Annotated in this window: 28 protein-coding genes and 1 riboswitch; of the genes, 25 read left to right on the forward strand and 3 right to left on the reverse strand. The window is 40.0% G+C overall.

Going from position 1 to position 21,937, the window contains the following annotated elements; all coding sequences use genetic code 11:
- The first annotated feature begins 39 nt into the window (after positions 1 to 39).
- The 16 genes from ACP8HI_RS05005 (at position 40) to ACP8HI_RS05080 (ending at position 10,973) form a co-directional block, all read left to right on the forward strand.
- Entirely contained in the window at positions 40 to 387 is a 348-nt protein-coding gene (locus ACP8HI_RS05005; RefSeq protein WP_438350030.1) for a DUF2809 domain-containing protein, read from the forward strand.
- Entirely contained in the window at positions 384 to 671 is a 288-nt protein-coding gene (locus ACP8HI_RS05010) for an immunity 53 family protein (RefSeq protein ID WP_438350031.1), read from the forward strand. Before ACP8HI_RS05005 ends, ACP8HI_RS05010 begins: the two co-directional genes overlap by 4 nt.
- 33 nt (positions 672 to 704) lie before the next feature.
- Positions 705 to 1,238: an HXXEE domain-containing protein gene (locus ACP8HI_RS05015; protein WP_438350032.1), complete on the forward strand. Its 534-nt coding sequence runs from the start codon at positions 705 to 707 to the stop codon at positions 1,236 to 1,238.
- A gap of 59 nt (positions 1,239 to 1,297) precedes the next feature.
- A riboswitch (TPP riboswitch) is annotated at positions 1,298 to 1,401 on the forward strand.
- Between the two features lie 140 nt (positions 1,402 to 1,541).
- Complete coding sequence (locus ACP8HI_RS05020) at positions 1,542 to 2,210, forward strand: thiamine phosphate synthase (RefSeq protein ID WP_438350033.1); 669 nt, start codon at positions 1,542 to 1,544, stop codon at positions 2,208 to 2,210.
- A gap of 16 nt (positions 2,211 to 2,226) precedes the next feature.
- A complete protein-coding gene (gene thiO, locus ACP8HI_RS05025; RefSeq protein ID WP_438350034.1) occupies positions 2,227 to 3,372 on the forward strand; it encodes a glycine oxidase ThiO in 1,146 nt (381 codons plus the stop codon).
- Positions 3,369 to 3,572 (forward strand): sulfur carrier protein ThiS, encoded by a 204-nt coding sequence (thiS, locus tag ACP8HI_RS05030; RefSeq protein WP_438350035.1) that lies wholly within the window; start codon positions 3,369 to 3,371, stop codon positions 3,570 to 3,572. Before thiO ends, thiS begins: the two co-directional genes overlap by 4 nt.
- A gap of 1 nt (position 3,573) precedes the next feature.
- Complete coding sequence (locus ACP8HI_RS05035) at positions 3,574 to 4,341, forward strand: thiazole synthase (protein ID WP_438350036.1); 768 nt, start codon at positions 3,574 to 3,576, stop codon at positions 4,339 to 4,341.
- Positions 4,338 to 5,357: a thiazole biosynthesis adenylyltransferase ThiF gene (locus tag ACP8HI_RS05040; protein WP_438350037.1), complete on the forward strand. Its 1,020-nt coding sequence runs from the start codon at positions 4,338 to 4,340 to the stop codon at positions 5,355 to 5,357. The genes ACP8HI_RS05035 and ACP8HI_RS05040 overlap by 4 nt, the downstream gene beginning before the upstream one ends.
- A 305-nt stretch (positions 5,358 to 5,662) precedes the next feature.
- A complete protein-coding gene (locus ACP8HI_RS05045; RefSeq protein ID WP_438350038.1) occupies positions 5,663 to 6,154 on the forward strand; it encodes a GNAT family N-acetyltransferase in 492 nt (163 codons plus the stop codon).
- Between the two features lie 18 nt (positions 6,155 to 6,172).
- Positions 6,173 to 6,673 carry a signal peptidase I gene (gene lepB / locus ACP8HI_RS05050; protein ID WP_438350039.1) on the forward strand — a complete coding sequence of 167 codons (501 nt, stop codon included), beginning with the start codon at positions 6,173 to 6,175 and terminating at the stop codon, positions 6,671 to 6,673.
- A 147-nt stretch (positions 6,674 to 6,820) separates the two neighbouring features.
- The gene (locus ACP8HI_RS05055; RefSeq protein WP_438350040.1) at positions 6,821 to 7,588 is read left to right on the forward strand and encodes a class I SAM-dependent methyltransferase; all 768 of its coding nucleotides are present in this window, start codon (positions 6,821 to 6,823) and stop codon (positions 7,586 to 7,588) included.
- A 26-nt stretch (positions 7,589 to 7,614) separates the two neighbouring features.
- Complete coding sequence (locus ACP8HI_RS05060; RefSeq protein WP_438350041.1) at positions 7,615 to 8,379, forward strand: HAD-IIB family hydrolase; 765 nt, start codon at positions 7,615 to 7,617, stop codon at positions 8,377 to 8,379.
- Entirely contained in the window at positions 8,376 to 9,146 is a 771-nt protein-coding gene (locus ACP8HI_RS05065; RefSeq protein WP_438350042.1) for a nucleotidyltransferase family protein, read from the forward strand. Before ACP8HI_RS05060 ends, ACP8HI_RS05065 begins: the two co-directional genes overlap by 4 nt.
- 46 nt (positions 9,147 to 9,192) lie before the next feature.
- Positions 9,193 to 9,873 carry an SOS response-associated peptidase gene (locus tag ACP8HI_RS05070; RefSeq protein ID WP_438350043.1) on the forward strand — a complete coding sequence of 227 codons (681 nt, stop codon included), beginning with the start codon at positions 9,193 to 9,195 and terminating at the stop codon, positions 9,871 to 9,873.
- A gap of 1 nt (position 9,874) precedes the next feature.
- Complete coding sequence (locus ACP8HI_RS05075; RefSeq protein ID WP_438350044.1) at positions 9,875 to 10,492, forward strand: NUDIX hydrolase; 618 nt, start codon at positions 9,875 to 9,877, stop codon at positions 10,490 to 10,492.
- A 13-nt stretch (positions 10,493 to 10,505) separates the two neighbouring features.
- The gene (locus ACP8HI_RS05080; protein ID WP_438350045.1) at positions 10,506 to 10,973 is read left to right on the forward strand and encodes a hypothetical protein; all 468 of its coding nucleotides are present in this window, start codon (positions 10,506 to 10,508) and stop codon (positions 10,971 to 10,973) included.
- Positions 10,974 to 11,157: 184 nt separating this feature from the next.
- Here the strand turns inward: ACP8HI_RS05080 and ACP8HI_RS05085 are convergent, their stop codons facing one another.
- A complete protein-coding gene (locus ACP8HI_RS05085) occupies positions 11,158 to 13,629 on the reverse strand; it encodes an FAD-dependent oxidoreductase (protein ID WP_438350046.1) in 2,472 nt (823 codons plus the stop codon).
- Positions 13,622 to 13,918 (reverse strand): ArsR/SmtB family transcription factor, encoded by a 297-nt coding sequence (locus tag ACP8HI_RS05090; protein WP_438350047.1) that lies wholly within the window; start codon positions 13,916 to 13,918, stop codon positions 13,622 to 13,624. The genes ACP8HI_RS05085 and ACP8HI_RS05090 overlap by 8 nt, the downstream gene beginning before the upstream one ends.
- 189 nt (positions 13,919 to 14,107) lie before the next feature.
- Between ACP8HI_RS05090 and fur the strand changes: the two genes are divergently transcribed.
- The 4 genes from fur to ACP8HI_RS05110 all read left to right on the forward strand — a co-directional run bounded on the left by fur (position 14,108) and on the right by ACP8HI_RS05110 (position 17,385).
- On the forward strand, positions 14,108 to 14,578 hold the full coding sequence (gene fur / locus ACP8HI_RS05095) for a ferric iron uptake transcriptional regulator (RefSeq protein ID WP_438351710.1): 471 nt from the start codon (positions 14,108 to 14,110) through the stop codon (positions 14,576 to 14,578).
- Positions 14,579 to 14,708: 130 nt separating this feature from the next.
- Positions 14,709 to 15,689 carry a copper amine oxidase N-terminal domain-containing protein gene (locus tag ACP8HI_RS05100; protein ID WP_438350048.1) on the forward strand — a complete coding sequence of 327 codons (981 nt, stop codon included), beginning with the start codon at positions 14,709 to 14,711 and terminating at the stop codon, positions 15,687 to 15,689.
- 47 nt (positions 15,690 to 15,736) lie between these two features.
- Positions 15,737 to 16,618 (forward strand): EamA family transporter, encoded by an 882-nt coding sequence (locus ACP8HI_RS05105; protein WP_438350049.1) that lies wholly within the window; start codon positions 15,737 to 15,739, stop codon positions 16,616 to 16,618.
- A gap of 251 nt (positions 16,619 to 16,869) precedes the next feature.
- Entirely contained in the window at positions 16,870 to 17,385 is a 516-nt protein-coding gene (locus ACP8HI_RS05110; RefSeq protein WP_438350050.1) for an NUDIX domain-containing protein, read from the forward strand.
- Positions 17,386 to 17,574: 189 nt separating this feature from the next.
- On the opposite strand, the gene ACP8HI_RS05115 is transcribed toward ACP8HI_RS05110, so the two are convergent.
- The gene (locus tag ACP8HI_RS05115; RefSeq protein ID WP_438350051.1) at positions 17,575 to 17,952 is read right to left on the reverse strand and encodes a hypothetical protein; all 378 of its coding nucleotides are present in this window, start codon (positions 17,950 to 17,952) and stop codon (positions 17,575 to 17,577) included.
- A 216-nt stretch (positions 17,953 to 18,168) separates the two neighbouring features.
- Here ACP8HI_RS05115 and ACP8HI_RS05120 point away from each other — a divergent pair, with 216 nt between their 5' ends.
- The 5 genes from ACP8HI_RS05120 to ACP8HI_RS05140 all read left to right on the forward strand — a co-directional run bounded on the left by ACP8HI_RS05120 (position 18,169) and on the right by ACP8HI_RS05140 (position 21,937).
- Positions 18,169 to 18,831, forward strand: a complete 663-nt coding sequence (locus tag ACP8HI_RS05120; protein WP_438350052.1) for an HAD family hydrolase — start codon at positions 18,169 to 18,171, stop codon at positions 18,829 to 18,831.
- A 1-nt stretch (position 18,832) separates the two neighbouring features.
- Positions 18,833 to 19,285 carry a GNAT family N-acetyltransferase gene (locus ACP8HI_RS05125; protein WP_438350053.1) on the forward strand — a complete coding sequence of 151 codons (453 nt, stop codon included), beginning with the start codon at positions 18,833 to 18,835 and terminating at the stop codon, positions 19,283 to 19,285.
- A gap of 200 nt (positions 19,286 to 19,485) precedes the next feature.
- Positions 19,486 to 20,223 carry a DUF1361 domain-containing protein gene (locus ACP8HI_RS05130; RefSeq protein ID WP_438350054.1) on the forward strand — a complete coding sequence of 246 codons (738 nt, stop codon included), beginning with the start codon at positions 19,486 to 19,488 and terminating at the stop codon, positions 20,221 to 20,223.
- A gap of 7 nt (positions 20,224 to 20,230) precedes the next feature.
- Positions 20,231 to 20,620, forward strand: coding sequence for a hypothetical protein (locus ACP8HI_RS05135; RefSeq protein ID WP_438350055.1), 390 nt, complete (start codon positions 20,231 to 20,233; stop codon positions 20,618 to 20,620).
- Between the two features lie 369 nt (positions 20,621 to 20,989).
- A complete protein-coding gene (locus ACP8HI_RS05140) occupies positions 20,990 to 21,937 on the forward strand; it encodes a metal ABC transporter solute-binding protein, Zn/Mn family (RefSeq protein ID WP_438350056.1) in 948 nt (315 codons plus the stop codon).

Raw genomic sequence — 21,937 nt, forward strand, 5'->3', positions numbered from 1 at the left:
AAGAATAGAATAGTATACGTATTCCTATTCTTTATAGTAATGACTTTAGGAATTTGTTCGAGGGCATTTTCAGATGTATTACCCTTGTTTGTATCACGACATTTCGGAGATGCTTTGTGGGCAAGTATGATTTATTTCGGTTGTCGGATATTGTTCGTACAGCAAAAATTGCTTATCTCTGTTTATTTAAGTTTAATATTTAGCTTTACGATTGAATTCAGCCAGTTGTATCAGGCGGATTGGATTATTGGAATACGATCAACACTATTGGGAGCATTAATATTAGGAAAAGGTTTCTTAGTCATTGATTTAATCCGATATGTGGTAGGGATTACTTGTTCTTGTATTATGGATTATTACTTGTTTAACCGAGGAGGAAGAAGATGAGTAACCTGAAATGGTTAGAAGGTTGGTATGAGAATCATTGTGATGATGAGTGGGAGCAGACTCATATTTTGAAGATTGAATCGATAGACACTCCCGGATGGAGATTAACGGTACCTTTACTTGAGACTGAATTAGAGGGGAAAACGTTAGATGAAATTATCATTGATCGGAATGATCATGATTGGGTGAGATGTTGGATCAAAGATGGATATTTCGAAGGTGCAGGTGGATTGAGAAATTTAGAAGAGATGATACAGATCTTTAAGGAATGGGCGGAAAGCTAGCAGAGAGATACCGTAGTAGGGAGTTGATTTTAAATGATACTTCTTGACTCATTTATAACCATAGAATCTTTCATGTGGTTGTTTCTAGCGGTTTTTATGATCCATGACTTTGAAGAAATCATATTTGTGGAGTCCTGGATGAAGAGGAATTATGCTACAATCGACAAGATCATACCAAAGGTTGCGCGGAAACTAGTTAAGAACATGTCAGAAGTGAAATCATCTCAGTTCGCGGTAGCGGTATTCATGGAGTTCATTGTTTTTATACCCATTACCTATCTGGCTGTGGAGCAACATCATTATGTTCTATTCATAGGCTGTAATGCCTTGATGTTTGTACATGTGTTTACTCATCTAGCACAATCCTTATATTTGAAATTGTACACCCCAGGGGTATTAACAGCACTAATTGTGATTTTGCCATACTCAGGATATTTGTTTTATAGATTAATAATCGAAGACATTGTTACTCTAAAAGAAATATTGTTATACGCTCCTTCAGGGTTAATCGTGCTCCCTTTAGTGTTACTAGGACATAAGGTAGGTAAGCTAGTGATACGCAATTAATAAATAAAAGTTATTCTATTATTCCAATATTTGTGTTAGTATGTATCCAATTGAATACGTTAGATCACTAGGGGTGCTATTTGGCTGAGACGGAATGTGTGATTCCAAACCCTTTGAACCTGATCTGGATTATACCAGCGTAGGGAAGTGAGCTTGAGCTTTGGTTAAGATCGTTTTGTATGCGTGTATACGTCTGCATTCTTTTGACTATAGTTATAGGCCACCTTCTATTGCAGAAGGTGGCCTATTTGGTGTTCTATCATATCCGAGATTCGACTTGAGGGAAAATAGGGAGGGAGTACAATGTCAGCGCGAGAATTACATGTGATCTCGAATGGTCAGTCTGAGCTGGAACGCTTTGCAAGGATAGCGGCACTTATTCATCCTTTTGTAACAGCATTTCATATAAGGGAGAACTCAAGTCATGCGGCCGACCTTTGGGCAGGGATATTGGCTTTAAGAACAGTTGGAGTACCTCTTAGTAAAGTGATCATAAACGACCGAGTTGATGTCGCTTATGCCGCTGGAACTGGGGGAGTCCAGTTAAGCTACCGTAGCCTAGAGGTGCAGGCAGTGAGGAGAGCTTTTTCTAGATTGCGAATAGGACGTTCTGTTCACGATGTTCAAGAGGCAGTGGAGATGAGTGAGCAAGGAGCTGATTATCTAGTGTACGGACATATCTTCCCAACAGCTTCTAAGCCAGGACAGCAAGCTAGAGGAACGAAGGCATTAGGGGAAGTTGTGAAAAGAGTCCCTATTCCAGTTATCGCGATCGGGGGCATTAAGCCCGACCATGTGCAGCAGATTGTCGCAACTGGAGCAGCAGGAATTGCAATACTATCGGGAATTACCGCAGCAGATGATCCATTAAGGTCGGTGAAGGACTACCGAGAGGCATTAGATAGTTTAGAGGAAGTTCAAAAAGTCAACTTTTTGAACACGGAATTAAAGTTTATACCCAAAAACCTTTAGGAGGTCAATGACCAGAATGAAGCAATTAGATGCCATTATTATAGGTGGGGGAGTGATTGGAAGTTCGATTGCTTACCATATGTCCGCAAGAGGCATGAATGTGATTCTCTTGGAGCGTGATCGTCTGGGAAGTCAAGCTTCGAATGCGGCAGCGGGAATGCTTGCGGCACAAGCTGAAATGACCGAAGTTGGACCGATGTTCGATTTGGCGCGGGCAAGTCGTGCGTTATTCCCAAAGCTCGCTACGGATCTAAGAGAGTTAACAGGGATAGATATTGGTCTAAAGCGTAAAGGTCTACTCCGTGTAGCAGTAACAGAAGCGGATGTGACCGAAATTCAACGTACATTAGCTTTTCAAAAGACAGTAGGGGAACAAGCTGAGTGGTTGTCATTGGAGCAAGTGAAGCAACGGGAGCCGGGCATTTCTTCAGATCTGCTTGGAGCAATGCTAGTTGAAGAAGATGGTCAAGTGGATGCGCCTGAGTTATGTCTCGCATTTGCCAAAGCAGCGGCAGCACTTGGAGCACAAATTAAGGAGTTTACTGAGGTGAAATCTCTTATTTATGCACATGGGCGTATGACTGGAGTGGTTACAAGTGAAGGAACAGTTCATGCTGATCAGGTCATCATTGCTTCAGGAACGTGGAGTGGGCCACTTCTTGAGCAGGCTGGATTGACATGCCCAATTTATCCGGTCAAAGGGGAATGTTTCTCTGTTCTAAGTCACACACCGTTGCTACAATCTACGATATTTAGCCATGGTTGTTATTTAGTTCCGAAGAAAGGCGGGCGACTCGTTGTTGGAGCAACTGCAACTGCACATAGCTATGATCGCAAGGTCACTTTGAAGGGAATATCCAAGTTATTAGAGTCAGCGAAGCAACTGTTACCGGGTATCGTCGAAACAGAGTGGGAGCGAGCTTGGAGTGGGCTACGTCCACAGACATTAGATGGCTTACCTTATTTGGGTGAACATCCGTCGCTGAAGGGACTATATGTGGCGGCAGGGCATTATCGTAATGGTATTCTACTTAGTCCAATGACTGGGAAGCTAGTTGCAGATTGGGCCGAAGGTAAGACGGAGAAGGTTCTTTCACTAGAAGCTTTTCGGGTAGATCGGCATCAGAATGTTCCTAATGAAAGGGCAGGTGTCCTATTATGAAGTTACAAATTAATGGTGAACAGGTTGAAGTATCAAATAACTGCAAGACGGTCGTCGATTTACTTGTATATTTCGGGCTAGAGAGCAAAGTTGTTATTGTTGAGTGGAACCAGCATATTTTGGAGAAATCAGATCATGAGACAACATGCTTGACGGATGGAGACCGAATTGAGATTGTACATTTTGTAGGGGGTGGCTAATTTGTTGAAGATAGGAACACATGAATTTAGTTCAAGATTGTTATTAGGAACAGGGAAATTCCCAAGCTTTGAGATTCAAAAGGAAGCCGTTGATGTATCTGAGACAGAAATCTTAACGTTTGCGGTTAGACGGATGAACATATTTGAGGCGACTCAGCCTAATTTTCTGGAAATGCTAGATGTTAGTAGATATACATTACTCCCGAATACAGCAGGTGCTTCAACGGCAGAAGAAGCTGTTCGCATCGCTAAATTAGCGAGAGCATCTGGGCTGTGCGATATGATTAAAGTCGAAGTGATTGGTGATTGGAAGACGCTGTTGCCAGATCCACTGGAGACGTTAAAAGCTTCTGAAATGCTTCTAGAGGAAGGGTTTATCGTTCTTCCCTATACATCTGATGATGTGTTGTTGGCCAAGAGATTACAGGAACTGGGTGTTCATGCCATCATGCCAGGTGCGTCCCCGATTGGTTCGGGTCAGGGTATTATTAATCCATTGAATCTTAGTTTTATTATCGAGCAAGCAACGGTACCCATCATTGTAGATGCAGGCATAGGTAGTCCTGCTGATGCGGCTTTCGCTATGGAGCTTGGAGCCGATGCCGTATTGCTGAATTCCGCTGTTTCAGGGGCGCAGAATCCCGTGAAGATGGCTTTAGCAATGAAGCTCGCGATTGAAGCGGGGAGATTAGGATTTGAAGCGGGTCGAATTCCGAAGAAGCGCTATGCTTCTGCTAGTAGTCCGATGGAAGGATGGATTAGCACTTGAATGAGCGATATTCACGACAGAAGTTATTTACACCCATAGGAGAAGCGGGACAGCTTAAGCTTGGAACGATGCATGTCCTTATTATCGGCGCAGGGGCATTAGGTACAGGAAATGCTGAGGCACTTGCAAGAGCAGGTGTGGGCAAGTTAACGATTGTGGATCGAGATTATGTAGAGTGGAGTAACCTGCAGCGCCAACAACTATACTGTGAAGCGGATGCAGAGTTACGCATACCGAAGGCTATTGCAGCAAAGAAAAGACTCATGGAGATTAATTCCACGGTGGAAGTGAGCGCATATGTGATGGATGTAACGACAAGCGAGATCGAAGATATGGTCTCGGGTGTCGATCTGATCATTGACGCGACAGATAACTTCGATACTCGGTTGCTAATGAACGATGTTTCTCAAAAGGTCCGAGTACCTTGGATTTATGGGGCATGCGTTGGTAGTTATGGGATCACATACACCATTATTCCAGGGGATACTCCTTGCCTGAACTGCTTACTCGAAACGGTACCGTTAGCTGGAGCTACCTGTGACACGGTTGGTATTATTAGTCCAGCTGTACAAATGGTTATCGCTTATCAGTCGGCAGAAGCTTTGAAATTATTGGTAGGTGATCGATCTTCATTGCGTAATAGACTTACTTCTTTCGATCTGTGGAGTAATCAGCACTCTTCCATAAATGTACATAGCATGAAGAGGCTATCGTGTCTTTCCTGCGGCGATGACCGGACCTATCCTTATCTTTCTGCGTCGAATCATACGAGAACGGCTGTTTTATGTGGGAGAGATACGGTTCAGATTCGACCACCCGTACCGATGAAGCGAAATTTAGTGGAACTCGTTGCAATCTTCGCTCAACAAGGACACCGAGTGGAGCATAATCCTTACCTAGTATCGTTGTATACGGGTAATCATCGGTTGGCTATTTTTCAAGATGGAAGAGTGTTGGTACACGGAACGAATGATATTGCTGAAGCTAAAAGCTTGTATCATCGATATTTAGGTTGAACCTGTTATAGACGAGATAGGGAAAGAAGTCCAGAGGCTAATGTAATGTCAGCCTGGGCTTCTTTGTAATGGGTAGTATCAACGCAGTAAGTTCATATATCTCCACCTTTCTACTCTAAACTATGACACTAGTGTTATAGTCAATAGCGTAAATGAATTTTTTATATAATTTGGATAAGTCTATCGAATTCATTATTGATTAACTAGACTGATATACAATTTATTCTATATAATGTAATACATAATGTATTATATTTCAAATTTAGTAATTAAAGAGGTTTTTTATAAACGGAGGTGTTGTGTCCATGATTCGGTTATGTAATGAACAAGATGTGAAGTCCATATATGACATCATAAATGATGCTGCTCAAGCATATAAAGGGATCATCCCAGAAGATAGATACCACGAACCTTATATGTCTCTAGAAGAGTTAAATGAAGAAATTAATAATGGTGTACTATTCTGGGGGTATGAAGTGGATAACGAGGTTGTTGGCGTGATGGGATTGCAAGAAAAAGGTGATGTTTCCCTTATACGCCATGCTTATGTGAGGACCAATCAACGTAACTACGGTTTGGGTGGTAAGTTATTAGTTTATTTGGTTTCTTTAACAAAGAAGCCTTTACTCATCGGCACCTGGGAGTCAGCATTCTGGGCAATTGGATTCTATGAGAAATATGGGTTCCAGGTCGTATCTAATGAATCTAAAGAGGAGCTATTACGTAAATACTGGAATGTCCCGGATAAACAAATCCAAACATCGGTCGTTTTAACGAATGAAGTAAGGTACATATGAATTTAATTAGGAGGAATTATGATGATGAAAATATTGAAGCAATATTTGCCTACGATTATAATCGCGTTCATCTTGTCCATATTTATTAGAACGTATGTTGCAGAAGCTATGAAGGTACCCACCGGTTCTATGATTCCTACGATTCAAATCAATGATCATCTTCTTGTAGAAAAATTAATGTGGATGACAAGTTTAAATCATGGAGACATCATTGTATTTCAGGCTCCAGCCGAAGACAAAAGATATGTAAAAAGATTAATTGGATTACCCGGAGATGAAGTGGAAATAAAAGATGGAGAACTTTATCGAAACAAACTGTTAATTAGCGAACCCTATATTCAAGAAAGAATGAACTACAATTTTGGACCTGTAGTAGTACCTGTAAATGAGTACTTCTTCTTAGGAGATAATCGCAACGATAGTTTCGACTCTCATGCATGGGATTACCCTTTTATTGAAAAGGGAAAGTTGATTGGAAAAGTGCTGATTGAGATACCTACACATGGATGGTTTGAATAATGAAATCATGTTAGTTTCGAGCTTATCTGGTAAGAGTGCTTATACGATTAAACTATAAGCACTATTTGTTTTATATATTTCACCAATAACTATTTTTATGTAATAATACCTTCAATAACATTATTGTTATGGAGGAGGAAATATGATATGGGATCAATTCATGAATGGAAACCGGAATTATACGATGATAAATTGGGGTTTGTTTCACAGTACGGAAAAGGAATATTGGAGATATTAAATGTTCAGCAGGGAGAGAGAATTCTTGATTTGGGGTGTGGAACGGGAGATTTAAGTTATGAAATTTCACAATTAGGGGCTTCAGTCACAGGGATGGATTTGTCTGAAGAAATGATGGGAAGAGCGAGAAGAAAGTACCCTGACATCAAATTTATGAGTGGTAATGCTGAAAATTTCTCATTGGATGAACCTGTGAATGCTGTATTCTCGAACGCTGCTTTACATTGGATCAAGAATGCAGAGAACGTTGTATCATGTGTCTGGAATGCTTTAGAAGAAGGTGGCCGTTTTGTTGCAGAATTTGGTGGGAAGGGTAATATAGAGATGATCGTAAAGTCTATTACCGATGTGTTAGCACAAGATTATGGTATTGATGCGAACGAGCTTAACCCTTGGTATTTTCCGAGTATAGGAGTATATAGCCAATTGTTAGAACAACAGGGCTTCCGAGTAACCTACGCTGTTCACTTTGACCGTCCTACACAACTGGAAGATGGAGAGAATGGGCTAGCGCATTGGTTAAATGGACTTGCTGCCGATGTGTTTTTTAAAGGTTTTACGGAGTCAGACAAGAAAAGTGTTTTCGAAAAAATAGCTGCTACCGCTAGAAAGTCATTATTTGACGGTACGACTTGGAATGCGGATTATAAGAGAATACGAGTGGTCGCGATAAAATAAAAAGAAGTACATCAGGAGATGAAATTTTGAAATTTGTATTTGATTTGGATGGAACGATTTGTTTCAAAGGGCAACCGATTTCAGAAGGGATAGTACAGCGTTTAGAATTGCTAATAGAAGAAGGTCATGAGGTGATCTTCGCCTCAGCTCGACCCATTCGCGATATGCTTCCCGTTGTTCATGAAAGGCTCCATAATCATATTTTAATAGGTGGTAATGGTTCTCTTATATCAAAAGAAGGAAAAGTGATCCACATAAACTCATTTATGGTGGAACAAATAGGGCTGATCATGGATCTTATTCAAGAACATGAGGCTACCTATTTGATCGATAGTGACTGGGATTACGCGTATACTGGAGCAATGGACCATCCTATTTTAAATAATGTAGATTCCATGAAATTGGCTAAGAGAGTTTCCGTCGAATCACTTGAAAAGATCGTTAAAATACTTATATTATCGGCGACCGATATGGAGCAATTATCGGAAAAGTTAGTGGAGCTTGATGTGGTTGTGCATAAACATAAAGACGAGAACGTGCTCGATATTAGTCCTAGAAACATTCATAAGTGGAGTGCTTTACAAACCATAGGAGTTGAAGAGAAACAATTTATAGCTTTTGGGAATGATGCCAATGATATTAGTATGTTTAAAGAGGCGCTGCATTCCGTTAGAATTGGTAATCATCCTGAACTGGGCGAGTATGCCACGGAAAGTATACCGCTGGGAGCTAATGTTGAGAGAAGCATTATTGATACAATAGGAGAGCTATCCGGAAGGAGAATATCATGATCGCATTAATCCTAGCTGCTGGGTATGCAACGAGACTGTATCCACTCACATTAAATCAGCCTAAATCGTTGCTGCCTATTGGCAATCAGACGATCTTGGACTATATGATAGATGAGTTAGAACAACTTGACGAGATATCACAAATCTATATCGTGAGTAACGATAAATTTTACCAAGCATTCGTAGACTGGGCCGACTCAAGAACGACGAATACAAGGCTTCATATCATTAACGATGGCACCACAACAGTGGAGAATAAATTAGGGGCAGTTGGAGATATTCACTATGTGATTGAGAAAGAGCAAATCCAAGATGATCTCATGGTGCTAGCGGGTGATAATATCTTCACATTCGATCTTCGAGATTATATCCAATTCTTTTATAAGGAATATAGGGACAGTATTCTAGTACAGCAATTAGATAAACTAGAAGACCTGCAACGAGTGGGTGTTGTGGAGCTAGATAACGAACAAAGAGTACTATCCTTTGAGGAGAAGCCTGTTCATCCGAAAACGAATATAGGTGTGTTTGCTATTTATATCTATAGGAAAGATACATTACCTTTATTCGATCAGTATTTAAGTGAAGGTCATAATCCAGACGCTCCTAGCTATTTCCCGGAATGGTTACATTCTCGAAAAGAGATTCGGGCATACGATGCCGATGGGGATAGCTATGATATAGGGACTCATGAGGCATATCGGGAGGTTCAAGAACTTTTTGCAAGTAAAGCAGCGAATGAAGGAAATATCGGAGCAGAAGAATGAAAAATTCTGATACGCGGGTAATTTAATATATTGTGGAGGTGTTGACATGTGTGGTCGCTATACGATAACGAACTCTATGGAAAAGCTGTTGATCAGATACTTAACGAAAGATTCAACCATGCTCCACTACACTCCGAAATATAATGCAGCCCCAATGCAATTCATCCCAGCTGTCATACATAATGGCTCAGAGAATAGATTAGGAGAACTCCGCTGGGGTCTTGTCCCGTCCTGGGCGAAGGATCAGAAGTTGGGCAGTAAAATGATCAATGCAAGAGCAGAAACGTTATTAGAGAAAGCCTCGTTCAAGCGTCTTGTTAGTACCCGACGCTGCATTATCCCTGCAGATGGGTTCTACGAATGGAAGAAGCAAGGCAGTAGCAAACAACCGATGAGAATCGTCATGCGTGATGAAGACATTTTCTCAATGGCAGGGTTATATGATATTTGGATAGATTCCGATGGTAAGAAACTAAGTACCTGTACGATCATCACGACAACACCTAATAGTCTCATCGCAGACATACATGATCGCATGCCAGTTATTTTGCGGCGCGACGACGAGGCGGAATGGTTGAGTCGAGATAATCATGATGAATCGTCACTAATGGCGTTACTTCGTCCATATGAGACCGATAAGATGCATGCCTATCCGGTGTCAACTGCTGTAGGAAATGTGAAGAATGATTCGAAGGAATTAATTGAAGAAATCAAGGAGAGTGATTGATGTGAACCTGAAATGGCTCGAATGGGCGAAGCAAATTCAGGCAATTAGTCAGAATGGGCTTGCATATTCCAAGGATGTCTATGATCTTGAACGTTTCGAACAATTAAGGGATCTTAGTATTACGATATTGAATGAATATACAGATGTGGAGATTGATAAGATCAGAACACTGTTTGCGAGTGAGAAGGGATATGCAACACCTAAAGTGGATGTACGAGGAGTTGTTTTTCAGAATGATGAAATCTTACTTGTGAAAGAACGGCTTGATGGGGCGTGGGCATTACCTGGGGGATGGGCAGATATAGGACTCTCACCACGTGAGGTCGTTATTAAAGAAATAAAAGAAGAATCTGGCTATGATGTTAGAACCATTCGATTACTAGGAATATTGGATACGAAATTTCATGATCATCCACCGTCTGCGCTACATGTGTACAAAATATATATTCTGTGTGAGATTACCGGTGGGGATGCCTCTGGCGGAGTAGAAACTTCTGAAGTGAATTTCTTTAAGGAGAATCAATTACCAGTCCTGTCAGAAGAACGAGTTACCGAGAAGCAAATAAAAGAATTGTTTAAATTTCTCAGAGATCCAAATAAAGAGATTTTGTTAGATTAGGATGTGACAAGTCTTGAAAAGGCTACTCCTATTCATAAGCGTATGTGTTATCACATTGACGACTTATATTGTAGTGAATACTTTTAATACCTCAACGAGTAGTGAGATTACATCAGTAAATATGTCTCTTTATCGTGATGATTCCAATAAACCTCAGCCTGAACTGGTCAATGTTCTTTATAGTTCTGAAGAATTAAAAAAGATAGAGAACTGGTTAGATAGCGGTGATCCCGCTGGGATGCCTCTTGTTCATCAGATCCAACAGATTTGGACATTACAGCTGGCCTATGAGAGTGAAGGTAAAGTGATCGAGACTGATTATTATATGGTTGTGAATGATATGAATGGTAACATATATTTAAAACGATTCGACATGACTTCTGCTTATAGTCTAGATAAGTATGATCATTCAATAGATTCTTTTATCTTGAAGTGGCTGGGCCCTAAAGGTTGGAGTAAAGTATCGCTATTTCCTGTTTAAGGGGATTAAATAGTGATGACCGGTTAGAAGCAAATCCAGAAGTAATAATCCCTTCGAAATAGAACAAAAGAAGGGGATAGGTATGAAGTTTACGTTCCGGATTTAACAGCGGATGTAGCCCATATCTATCCCTTCCTACCCACCACATGAACTCTTTCGCCAAGGGCAGCATAGCTGCCTCTACTTAGATAAACAGATTAATGCCAGATTGGTCTGCTTTTCCTAAGTAATAACCAACTCCACCGATCTGAACGTGATCGATTAATTCTTCTCGTGTGATTCCCATGATGTCCATAGACATTTGGCAGGCTACAATTTCCACACCTTGCTCGATGGCCGTTTCAATTAATTCCTCTAGAGAAAAAACGTTATTTTTTTTCATAATGCCACGAATCATTTTTGGGCCGATGCCCATCATATTCATTTTGGACATCGATAATTTACGACTTCCGCGGGGCAACATGGCTCCGAACATCCGTCCAATGAAGGTTTTGTCGACCTTTATTTTATCAGGATTACGGATAATATTGAGACCCCAGAATGTGAAGAACATGGTGACCTTTTTACCGCTCGCTGCAGCACCATTGGCAATAATAAAGGAAGCGATGGCTTTATCAAGATCCCCGCTGAATACGACCATTGATGTACCTGCAGAGGTAGGGGAACCTGCTTCAGAAGAAGGTTGTGTTGGTAATGTTGCTTCTTGCTTTCTTAGATAGGCTTCGATCAATCCATTCGAGGTCTTATTGACCTGAAGTATATGCTGTGAAGACATCTGTGCCCAAGCCTTCACATCTTCATAAAATCCAGGATCAGAAGCAGTCACTCGCAGCACTTCATCGTGTTTAAGTTGCTCCATCTTTATTTTTAGCTGAATAAGAGGTCCTGGGCAGCTTAATCCACAGGCATCTAGTACCACATCTGCATGAATAATGGTCTCAATGGTGGTGGCTATTTCTTCATGTACTGCTATGTCATTATGAATAGGCGGTTCATATTCTTTCGACGTCGGCTTGTACTTCGACATTTGATAAGTTTTGTAACCCCCTGTGAGATTACGTACCTTGAACCCCCGTTGAGTTAAAATTCGTGAAGCCGTATATCCACGTAGTCCTACTTGACAGTAAACCCAAATTTCTTTGTTAGGATCCAATTCTTGTAGGCGACCTCGAAGCTCATCTACTGGAATTAGCGATGAACCAGGGATGTGACCATTATTGTGCTCAATCTCGGATCTAACATCTACTAGAAGTGTATTCTCCATATCCCGGGTTTCTAAATCGCTTGGAACAAAGACGGAGGTTCTGTTACTTAACAGATTCTCAGCCGTATATCCTGCCATATTGACGGGATCTTTAGCGGAAGAATAGGGTGGGGCATACGTTAGTTCAAGCTCAGTTAGATCTGTGACCGTTCCATGAAAATGGATGACAGTGGCGATATCGTCGATTCTTTTATCAACCCCGTTGAACCCGACGGCTTGTGCTCCGAGAACCGTTCCGTCATCGTTGAACAGAAGTTTAATCGTCATCGGGGTAGCTCCAGGGTAGTAAGTAGCATGAGAACTTGGGTGAACATATATTACATGGTAAGGAATATTCAAACGTTGCAATGTCTTCTCGTTATTCCCGGTAGCAGCTCCCGTTAAACCGAATACTTTTATAATGGAAGTTCCTTGAGTACCCTTGTATACGGTGCCTAATCCACACACATTATCAGCAGCAATTCTTCCTTGTTTGTTAGCAGGACCAGCTAATGGAATAGCTGTTTTGGTCCCGTTCACGTAATCCACAACTTCAATGGCATCCCCGACGGCATAAATATTCTCTAAGTTCGTTTCAAGTTTTTCATTCACAATAATATGGCCGCGAGGTCCCAACTCTAATCCGCTTGTCTTTAAAAAGTTTGTGTCAGGCGTTACACCGATGGCTAGAATCACCATATCACTGGATAGTACATCACCACTAGCTAAATGGACTTCAATCTGCTCCTCTGTTTCACGAAAGGATTGAACACTGTTGGAGAGGACTAGATTCACTTGATGATCTTCCAGTTCCTTCATTAGATTATTGGACATCTCAGCGTCAAATGGAGCTAGGATATGTGATCCTGCTTCTATTAAAGTGACATGTAGTCCAATCTCTTTCAAATTCTCAGCCATTTCTACACCGATAAATCCTCCGCCGATCACTATAGCTGAACGAGTTCTATCTGCAGTTACCTTTTCTTTAATTCGGTCAGTATCTGGAATATTACGAACTTTATATATTCTAGAGCTCTCAATACCGGGTAAGTTAGGTTGGATTGGCTTGGCTCCAGGTGACAGAATAAGGCTATCATAACTTTCTTCATATACGCCAAGTTCCTTGCTTCGCACAGTTACCGTTTTTTTAGCTGGATCGATTGAAATAACTTCACTGTTAATTCGAACATCAATGTTAAATCGGTTATACATGGCTTCTGGCGTCTGAATTAATAATTTCGAGCGTTCTTTGATGGAGTCTCCGATATAGTAAGGGAGTCCACAATTAGCGAAGGAAATGTAGGAATCTCTTTCGAACATAACGATATGTGCGTCTTCGTCCAAACGACGAAGCCTTGCAGCAGCGGAAGCCCCACCAGCGACGCCACCTACGATCAGAACTTTATTACTCATTATTCATTTCTCCTCCCAAAAAAGTGCTTATTATGATCTTGATTCTAGGGTCAACTACGCTGTAGTTCACTTCGAGACCGTTCCGATCTGTTCGTACGATTCCCATACTGCGTAGCTTCTGAAGATGTTGAGAGACTGTTGATTGCGGTAGATCTAAACATTCTTGCATATGAGAGACGTTACATGTTCCTTTCTCTAATAGTCCTCGAACAATACAGAGGCGAACAGGGTGCGCTAAGGCTTTCAATATATCGGCGGTTTCGTTGTAAGCTTGAAAATTATTATCCATATAAAAGGCTCACCTCTTCTTAATAACGTTATAACGTAATATTACGATATATTGATTTGGATTGCAAGCTGTAACCATTGATCTTGATATACAACTAGATTCATGTTATTATCAGATAATAATAATTATAAATAAAATCGAGAACTAACATATTATGAGAAAAGATTGAGGAGGTGTCGTTGATCCATGATTAAAGAGCGCATCGAGGATATCAGAAAACAATTGACTGCTAAAGGGTTTAAGCTCACAACGCAACGGGAAGCAACGGTAAAAGTCTTGTTAGAGAATGAAGAAAACCATTTAACGACGGAAGAGATCTATATGATTGTTAAAAGTATCGTTCCGGAAGTGGGCATTGCCACAGTATATCGAACCTTGGAGTTATTGAAAGAACTTCGTGTAGTTGAGAAAGTTAACTTTGGTGACGGTATTGCACGTTTTGATTTGCGTAATAAGGATCAGCCTCATTTCCATCATCATATCATTTGTACGGAATGTGGAGCTGTGCAAGAAATCTTGGAAGATTGGTTGTTACCGTTAGAGATACGGGTTGAACGTGAATTTGGCTTCACAGTAACCGATCACCGTCTTGATTTTCAAGGGATATGCCATTCCTGTAAAGCCAATCATATTAGTGAGACATGTAAATCGGTTTCCTAAAATATAGAGTGTACTATTAGAGGATAACGAGCCCAGAATATATTCTGTGGCTTGTTTTGTATGTGTCATCGTAGATAGACTGACCTAATATATTGAAATAGGGTATTATAGGAGTAGGAGGGGATTATTTATGAAAAAGATAATCAAGCTTAGGAAATCCCTGGGGAAAATTGGCGTTATAGGATTACTGTTACTTGTTAGTGCGGGTTCAGGTGTTGGAGTCATTCATGCGGATACGAACGACCAACCATTTCAAATAACGATAGATGGTGCAACGATGCAGAGCGAAGTGATTCCATTCCAACGGAACGGAACGATCATGGTACCTATTCGAGTTGTAACCGAAGCGTTAGGTTCAACGGTGAGCTGGCTGCCCGCAGAACGGAAGGTCAATGTCAGCAATGCTGAGCACAAGGTACATCTTACCGTAGGGAGTAAGCAAGCTTTCGTCAATGATAAAGAAGCTATATTGAAGGAAGCGGCAGAGATTAGAGAAGGAAGAGTATTCATACCCCTTCGATTCTCTATTGAAAGCTTCGGCGCTAGAATTAAATGGGATGCAGCGACACGCACAGCTGCTATTGAGTCAACCCTTTCATCAGCCCAAGCCAAGTCAGTGATTGCGGATACAGCGGAAAAGGCGATTCAAGCTTTAAAGAATAAAGATTTGATAACATTGTCGAATATGAGCAGTCTGAACAAGGGTATTCGATTCTCTCCCTATGGTCATGTTAATCTGAAGGAAGATAGAGTATTAACTCATGAGGGGATCGCCGAAGGATTTGACGACAATAAGAAGTATATTTGGGGATTGGAAGATGGGACTGGAACTCCAATTTCGAGGACATTTGATTCCTATTATAAACGATTTGTGTACAGTGGTGATTTCGCTAAAGCGCCGCAGATTAGTTACAACCAGACGCTTGGTACTGGTAATACATTGAATAATGTCCGAGTTATCTATCCTAACGCCATCGTTGTTGAATATTATTACGATGGATTTGATCCACAGTATGAAGGAATGGACTGGCAGAGCTTACGTCTTGTATTTGAGAGCGAAGCTGATACATGGGTTTTGGTAGGCATTATCCATGATGAATGGACGATATAAGTAGAAATGTATGAATTGAACAACAAGTTGAAGGAGAATAATCTATCATGTGGCTGTTACTCGCGGCCCTTTCAGCCCTTTGTTTCGGGCTAAGGGGTATTTTCTATCATTGGTCTTCACAGCAAGGAATAGATCGGAATTTGATGCTGTTCGGCGTGTTTTTCACAGGCGCTGTAGCTAGTGTATCAGCTAGTTTTATCTTTGGTCAGGATTGGACAGCTAGTGCGTTAACAGGTCTGTTTATGGGGACATTCTCATTTGTTGCTAACGCATGTATGTTTCAGGGATTCGCTGTAGGGAAGTCATCACTCATTGCGATTTTAACAGGACTTCCGCCGGTGGTTGTTGTAGTTCTAGCATATGTATTATGGGGAGAAACATTAACATTAGGGCAACTGTTTGCTTTTGTTCTCATCGTTGTTGGTATTTTGACAGTGCGTTATTCAAATGACCTGCGGATAGGTAATCTTCAAGGTGCTCAGTGGGGACTGCTGGCTATGTTGTTCTTTGGAATGAATGATATGGCAGGCAAATACTCCACTAAATTGGAAGCAGAGCTATTCCCAACGCTATCTTATATGTTTACGATTGGTTCATTCTTTTTCGCAGTATGGTGGCTTGTTGACAAGAATAAGAAGAGTAAGACTGTTACTACCACTGAAGTTGTTCAAGTGAAGCAAGGTGGTTGGTCTGAGAAGCGAACGTTCTTATGGGGGATGTTGATTGGTCTAACCAATTTCTTCGGAATGATATTAATTATTACTGCATTTAAGTACGGCGTTACTAGTCTTGTCTCAGCCGTTGTGGCCATTAACGTACTCATGATTCTTCTATATACCCGAGTATTTGTGAAAGTGAAATTCAGTAGATTAGAAGTAACGGGCATGGCGATATCGTTAATTGGTATATTAGCACTTCGATTGTTGTAATTCTGGATTTGGAAAAACCCATAAGATGGACACTCTGAAAAGAAGGTGAACATCTTGTGGGTTATTTATTTTTTTGATCCTTCATTTATTTTGAATAATAAATAAAGGATATTTATACAATTCTAACGAATTATTAAATGTAATGTTAGTGTAAAAGTGACTAATTCAAAAGAGTAAGTCATATAATATTATGGGATAAGTATTTTTTCGAAGCGGCGATTGGAACATTACGAAAAGGAGGAGAACATAGAATGAGATTAATCCGAGAGATAGACGATACTGTTATTACCCGAGAAGAGATGAATATGCAGGACATTACATTTAATGTAAGAAAATCATCGAGGGCAATTGTCTCAAATTCATCAAAGCAAATTGCTATCATTTATGTATCAAAGGATAAGTATCACAAGCTGCCAGGTGGTGGAATTGAGAAGGGCGAGAATTACATGAGCGCCTTGAATCGGGAATTGATGGAAGAAGCAGGTGTAGAAGTTACTGTGCTCGGTGAAATAGGTATGATTATTGAGTATAGGAAGGATCATCGACTCCTTCAAATATCGAATTGTTATGCCACTGAAATGATAGGTGAATTAGTAGAACCATCTTTAACGAAAGACGAGAGAAGTAAAGGATTTGTATTGAAATGGGTGGATTTGGCGGAGGCTATTTCTTTATTGGAGAATGACCAGCCTAGAAATTATGCTGGAAAGTTTATTAAAGAGAGAGATCTGACATTTTTGAAGGAAGCTGCGAGAATGAATGAATAAAGGTGATTTTAAAAATATAAGAAGGCATAAGTTTCACTTAATACTTTACTCCTTATATTTCCGCTGAAACGGGTGCCGTCTTTGAAAAAAGACAGCATAGCCGTTTCTACTTGTTTAAATGACACAAAAAGGCTGTTTTCCTGTCAAATCTGACAGAGAAACAGCCTTTTTGGATCGGTGAAATATTGGCTAGATTAAACGGTATCCACTTGGTAAGTTGCCACTATTACGAATAATTCGGATTTGGGCTAAAGTTAATCTTTGATTACTTGAAATTAACGATTCTACATCATTCCCAGCGATTAAATCATCTAAATCTCGGATGATGCGGTTTCCACGAATAACGCGGAAGTTTCCACGAAATCTCGTGTTTGTAAACAAAACTAAAGTTGCATTAGAACTTGTAGAGAAGAATTTGAGACTTTCAATTCCGCCTAGAATGTTATCAAGATCACGAATGCCTAAATTCCCCCTGAGAATTCGTTGTGATCCAAGAAAATTCTCTTCAGAATAAACGGTGAGACGGGGAAAAGTCTGAGATATACTTACTTGTTTGGAATCTATCATTTGATCAACCACCTTTCTAATAACAATATATGTTGATAGATTGGGAAGTGATTGGATGAAAATCTAATGGAGATATATCTACGAAATGAGATATTATGTATATAATAGATTGTTAGTAGAGAATGGAATAAATAAAGATGAAGTTTATGTTCATTATGGGTTGAAGGTTTAGGGAATAATAGAAGGACCAAAATGTTAATTTGAAGGGGTGTTAAAATGCAATTTCAATATATACTATTCGACTTGGACGGCACGCTTACAGACCCTAAGATGGGTATTACGCAGGGTGTCCAATATGCTCTGAACAGATTTGACATTGTGGAAGATGATTTGGATAGTTTAGAACCATTCATAGGTCCGCCCTTATCGTATTCTTTTGCTGAGTTTTATGGATTCTCGGAATTGGATTGCCAAAAGGCTATTGGATATTATAGAGAATATTTCGCAGATCAAGGTTTATATGAGAATGAAGTATATGCAGGTATTCCTGAATTGCTGCAAACATTGGTCGATCAGAAGAAGACGTTAATTGTAGCAACGTCGAAACCAACGGTATACGCGGAGAAGATCATTCGACACTTCGGGATGGACTCGTTTTTTCAACAAATCTATGGAAGTAATCTAGATAATACTCGGTCTGATAAGAGTGACATCATTCGGTCGATTATTGATGAGAACGACCTGGATAAATCGCGCATGATCATGATTGGAGACCGTAAGTACGATATTATTGGGGCTAATCATAATGGCATTGCCTCGATTGCTGTTGAATATGGTTATGGTAGTCGTGAGGAATTGCTGGAGTGTGAGCCGACATATATTGTGAATACGGTTGAGAAATTAAAGGATATCTTTGGTGAAGAGGTGAGGAGAGATTAGCATGACGATAGTTGAAGTAACTAATCCGGATAAGTATCCGATGGAGCTATTATTACTGGCCGATCCAGAAGAGCAAGCCATACAAGCTTATATCACAAGAAGTAAGTGTTTTGTAAAAGAGGTAGATGGGAACATGGTAGGAACCTATGTCTTACTACCGACAAGACCGCACACGATGGAGATTATGAATATAGCTGTAGAGGAGTCTTCACAAGGTAAGGGGATCGGTCAACAATTAATTCATCATGCTATACAGACTTCCAAGGAATTAGGGTATACATGTATGGAGATTGGAACGGGTAACTCTAGCATCGCACAGTTATATCTATATCAGAAATGCGGTTTTAGAATCGTAAGTATCGATAAGGATTATTTCACGCATCATTATGATGAGCTGATAATTGAGAATGGATTACAGTGTAGAGATATGGTGAGGTTGCAACAATATATCTGACGATGTTGTGGATTTATTGCAAGTATCCTCTTTGTAAGTGATTTTAAGAGACATAGATATCATGGCATATTATTATTACTAACGGTTACTGTAGGCGCTATTTTAATGTTTTTGGAGTTTTTATATGTAAGTGAGATATTTACCACGTTAGGTGGGGATGAGTAGATATAGCCTAGAATTAATAATATGGAGGTATCAAGTTGAAGAGTTTAAGGCGAAAAAATGTGCAAGGTAATATCATCATTCTGGGACTGCTATTGATTTCGACGATAGGATGTCTGTCATTGGCAGAGTATATAAGAGGCTATACGCAAAGGAACATATATTTATTTTTGAACTGGGATATGTTTTTAGCCTGGGTACCTATTGGATTTACGTTGTTAATGAACATCGTATATGTATACGTGAACAAGAATCGTACATGGAGATGGATATTAATAATATCGATAGGTGTTGCTTGGTTATTCTTCTATCCTAACTCAGCATACTTGATTACGGATATGTTGCATCCTTTCGTTCATTATAAACCTGAACCAGGTACTCGGTTTACACATGACATTGAATTTTGGTACCATCTGATCCTTTTTTTCTCTTCGGCAATCATAGGATTGTTCCTAAGTATTTATTCCTTATTTATGGTGCAAGGGTTGGTGAGGAGAACATTCGGTAGGATCACAGGGTGGATGTTTACTGTAATTATCTTATTGCTAAGTAGTTTTGGAATTTATATCGGGAGATTTGTCCGTTGGAATAGCTGGGATGTATTTTTGAATCCGTATGTGATCTATCGTGATACGATTCTAATGCTAACGGACCAAGAACAATTACAACGTATCATTCCTTTTACGGGGTTGATATTCGCTGTTACATTGTTAAGCTATTCCGTTGTATATTGTTTTACCTATTTGAAGGACATCATTATTTTAGATAAGGAGTAACGACATCGTGAAAGCAAATAAGAATCTTTTGTTACTAATTGTCTCTATATTAGTTGTATTTGTCTTAATAAGTGTTTGGCTTTACTCTAGTAAAACTTATTATCCAGCGCTTCCTTTTGAAGGGGGATCAAAGAAAGAAGTTGTTGAAAAGCTGGATAAGAGTATGAATGAACTAGTTGAATTAGCAAAAGTTGATGGTTTTTATTGGCTAGGTTTTAGAGGGAACCAACATGAAGGAAGAGACAATCTCATAAAGGAAATGGAAGATCGGGGATTAAAGTATGACTCTTATGAGGGTGCTGGGATATTTTTTGAAAATAACGAACGGATTATTATAACGGGAACGATGTGGACTGGAGATTATATTCTATACAAAATACCAGCAGGAAGTTATTAGAGTAAAATGGATTATTAGAATTTGTATAGCTCTATTTTACTATAAGATGACAGACCATCTTAGTTCCTGGTTTATTTAGTACATATAGAAGGAGAATAGAAGACTTTTGGCTTACTTCAAAGCCAAGGGTCTTCTATTCTTTTTGCTCAAACCCAAACCGAAGCCCAATGTATAGATAACGTAATATGGACCTAGCTTTATAAAAAAAGAGCAAGAGAAATAATAAAAAAGTCTTGACAAAATGACCGTTTGGAATTACTTTTGTATATGACAACAAATTTTGCACTGGTGCAACACTTGTGGCTGAGGTGAAACTTTCGTAAGCTGAAATATAAATTACATACTAAGAAAAGTTAGGGGTGGAAGAGAATGCTGGGAAGAATGAGGAAGTTGAAGTTTGTATTCTTGATGGGTTTAGGATTGTCACTTTTGTTATCGGCATGTAGTTCTACTGCTGAGAACTCTGTAGATGGTAATAAAATTAAAGTCGTGACCACGATTGGTCAGATCGCTGAACCGATATCGATCATCGGTGGAGATCGTGTACATGTGGTGAGCTTAATGGGACCGGGGGTTGACCCCCATCTGTATAATGCCACGCAAGGGGATATTAAGAAGCTTGCAAACGGAGATGTTATTTTTTACAGTGGACATCATCTTGAGGGGAAGATGGGAGAGATTTTCGAACAAATAAACAAGACTAAGCCTGTTTTAGGAATTACGGAAGGTATTCCTGAGGAAGAGTTACTTAAGGACGTAGCAGGAGCGATCGACCCCCATATATGGTTCGATATTGATCTTTGGAAGCAAGGATTACAAGCTGCAACGGAAGAATTGAAGAAGATTTCTCCCGAGGATGCAGTATATTTTGAAACGAATAAGACGGCCTACTTCGAGCAATTAGATGCATTGAAGAAAGAAACGGAAGATAAGCTATCACAGATTCCCGTCGAACAACGGGTACTCGTTACTGCACATGATGCGTTCGGATACTTTGGACGGATGTACGATATGAAGGTAGTGGGTCTTCAAGGCTTGAGCACGGAGGCTGAAATCGGAATATCTGACATTCAATCGACGATTGATCTGCTAATTGAGTATCAGATCCCTGCTGTCTTCGTGGAAAGTAGCATTAATAAGAGTTCTATTACGGCAGTAATAGAGGGTGCTTCAAGCGCTGGGCTCAAGGTGAAATTAGGGGGCGAGTTGTTCTCGGATGCAATGGGTGCTGATGGAACAGCGGAGGGAACTTATATCGGAATGAATAGACATAATGTAGAAGTTATCTATCAAGCTTTAACAGGAAAAGGTGAGTGA

This window comes from Paenibacillus sp. FA6 (assembly GCF_051550225.1).
In the GTDB taxonomy this organism is placed as follows: domain Bacteria; phylum Bacillota; class Bacilli; order Paenibacillales; family Paenibacillaceae; genus Paenibacillus_AQ.

Bases quoted from the DNA above. Each gene is read 5' to 3' on its own strand.
- ACP8HI_RS05020 (WP_438350033.1), top strand. From the start codon at position 1,542: ATGTCAGCGCGAGAATTACATGTGATCTCGAATGGTCAGTCTGAGCTG.
- ACP8HI_RS05070 (WP_438350043.1), top strand. From the start codon at position 9,193: ATGTGTGGTCGCTATACGATAACGAACTCTATGGAAAAGCTGTTGATC.
- thiS (WP_438350035.1), top strand. From the start codon at position 3,369: ATGAAGTTACAAATTAATGGTGAACAGGTTGAAGTATCAAATAACTGC.
- ACP8HI_RS05085 (WP_438350046.1), bottom strand. From the start codon at position 13,629: ATGAGTAATAAAGTTCTGATCGTAGGTGGCGTCGCTGGTGGGGCTTCC.
- ACP8HI_RS05100 (WP_438350048.1), top strand. From the start codon at position 14,709: ATGAAAAAGATAATCAAGCTTAGGAAATCCCTGGGGAAAATTGGCGTT.
- ACP8HI_RS05110 (WP_438350050.1), top strand. From the start codon at position 16,870: ATGAGATTAATCCGAGAGATAGACGATACTGTTATTACCCGAGAAGAG.
- ACP8HI_RS05010 (WP_438350031.1), top strand. From the start codon at position 384: ATGAGTAACCTGAAATGGTTAGAAGGTTGGTATGAGAATCATTGTGAT.
- lepB (WP_438350039.1), top strand. From the start codon at position 6,173: ATGATGATGAAAATATTGAAGCAATATTTGCCTACGATTATAATCGCG.
- thiO (WP_438350034.1), top strand. From the start codon at position 2,227: ATGAAGCAATTAGATGCCATTATTATAGGTGGGGGAGTGATTGGAAGT.
- ACP8HI_RS05045 (WP_438350038.1), top strand. From the start codon at position 5,663: ATGATTCGGTTATGTAATGAACAAGATGTGAAGTCCATATATGACATC.
- ACP8HI_RS05090 (WP_438350047.1), bottom strand. From the start codon at position 13,918: ATGGATAATAATTTTCAAGCTTACAACGAAACCGCCGATATATTGAAA.
- ACP8HI_RS05055 (WP_438350040.1), top strand. From the start codon at position 6,821: ATGGGATCAATTCATGAATGGAAACCGGAATTATACGATGATAAATTG.
- ACP8HI_RS05125 (WP_438350053.1), top strand. From the start codon at position 18,833: ATGACGATAGTTGAAGTAACTAATCCGGATAAGTATCCGATGGAGCTA.
- ACP8HI_RS05115 (WP_438350051.1), bottom strand. From the start codon at position 17,952: ATGATAGATTCCAAACAAGTAAGTATATCTCAGACTTTTCCCCGTCTC.
- ACP8HI_RS05065 (WP_438350042.1), top strand. From the start codon at position 8,376: ATGATCGCATTAATCCTAGCTGCTGGGTATGCAACGAGACTGTATCCA.
- ACP8HI_RS05105 (WP_438350049.1), top strand. From the start codon at position 15,737: ATGTGGCTGTTACTCGCGGCCCTTTCAGCCCTTTGTTTCGGGCTAAGG.
- ACP8HI_RS05120 (WP_438350052.1), top strand. From the start codon at position 18,169: ATGCAATTTCAATATATACTATTCGACTTGGACGGCACGCTTACAGAC.
- ACP8HI_RS05005 (WP_438350030.1), top strand. From the start codon at position 40: ATGACTTTAGGAATTTGTTCGAGGGCATTTTCAGATGTATTACCCTTG.
- ACP8HI_RS05140 (WP_438350056.1), top strand. From the start codon at position 20,990: ATGCTGGGAAGAATGAGGAAGTTGAAGTTTGTATTCTTGATGGGTTTA.
- ACP8HI_RS05015 (WP_438350032.1), top strand. From the start codon at position 705: ATGATACTTCTTGACTCATTTATAACCATAGAATCTTTCATGTGGTTG.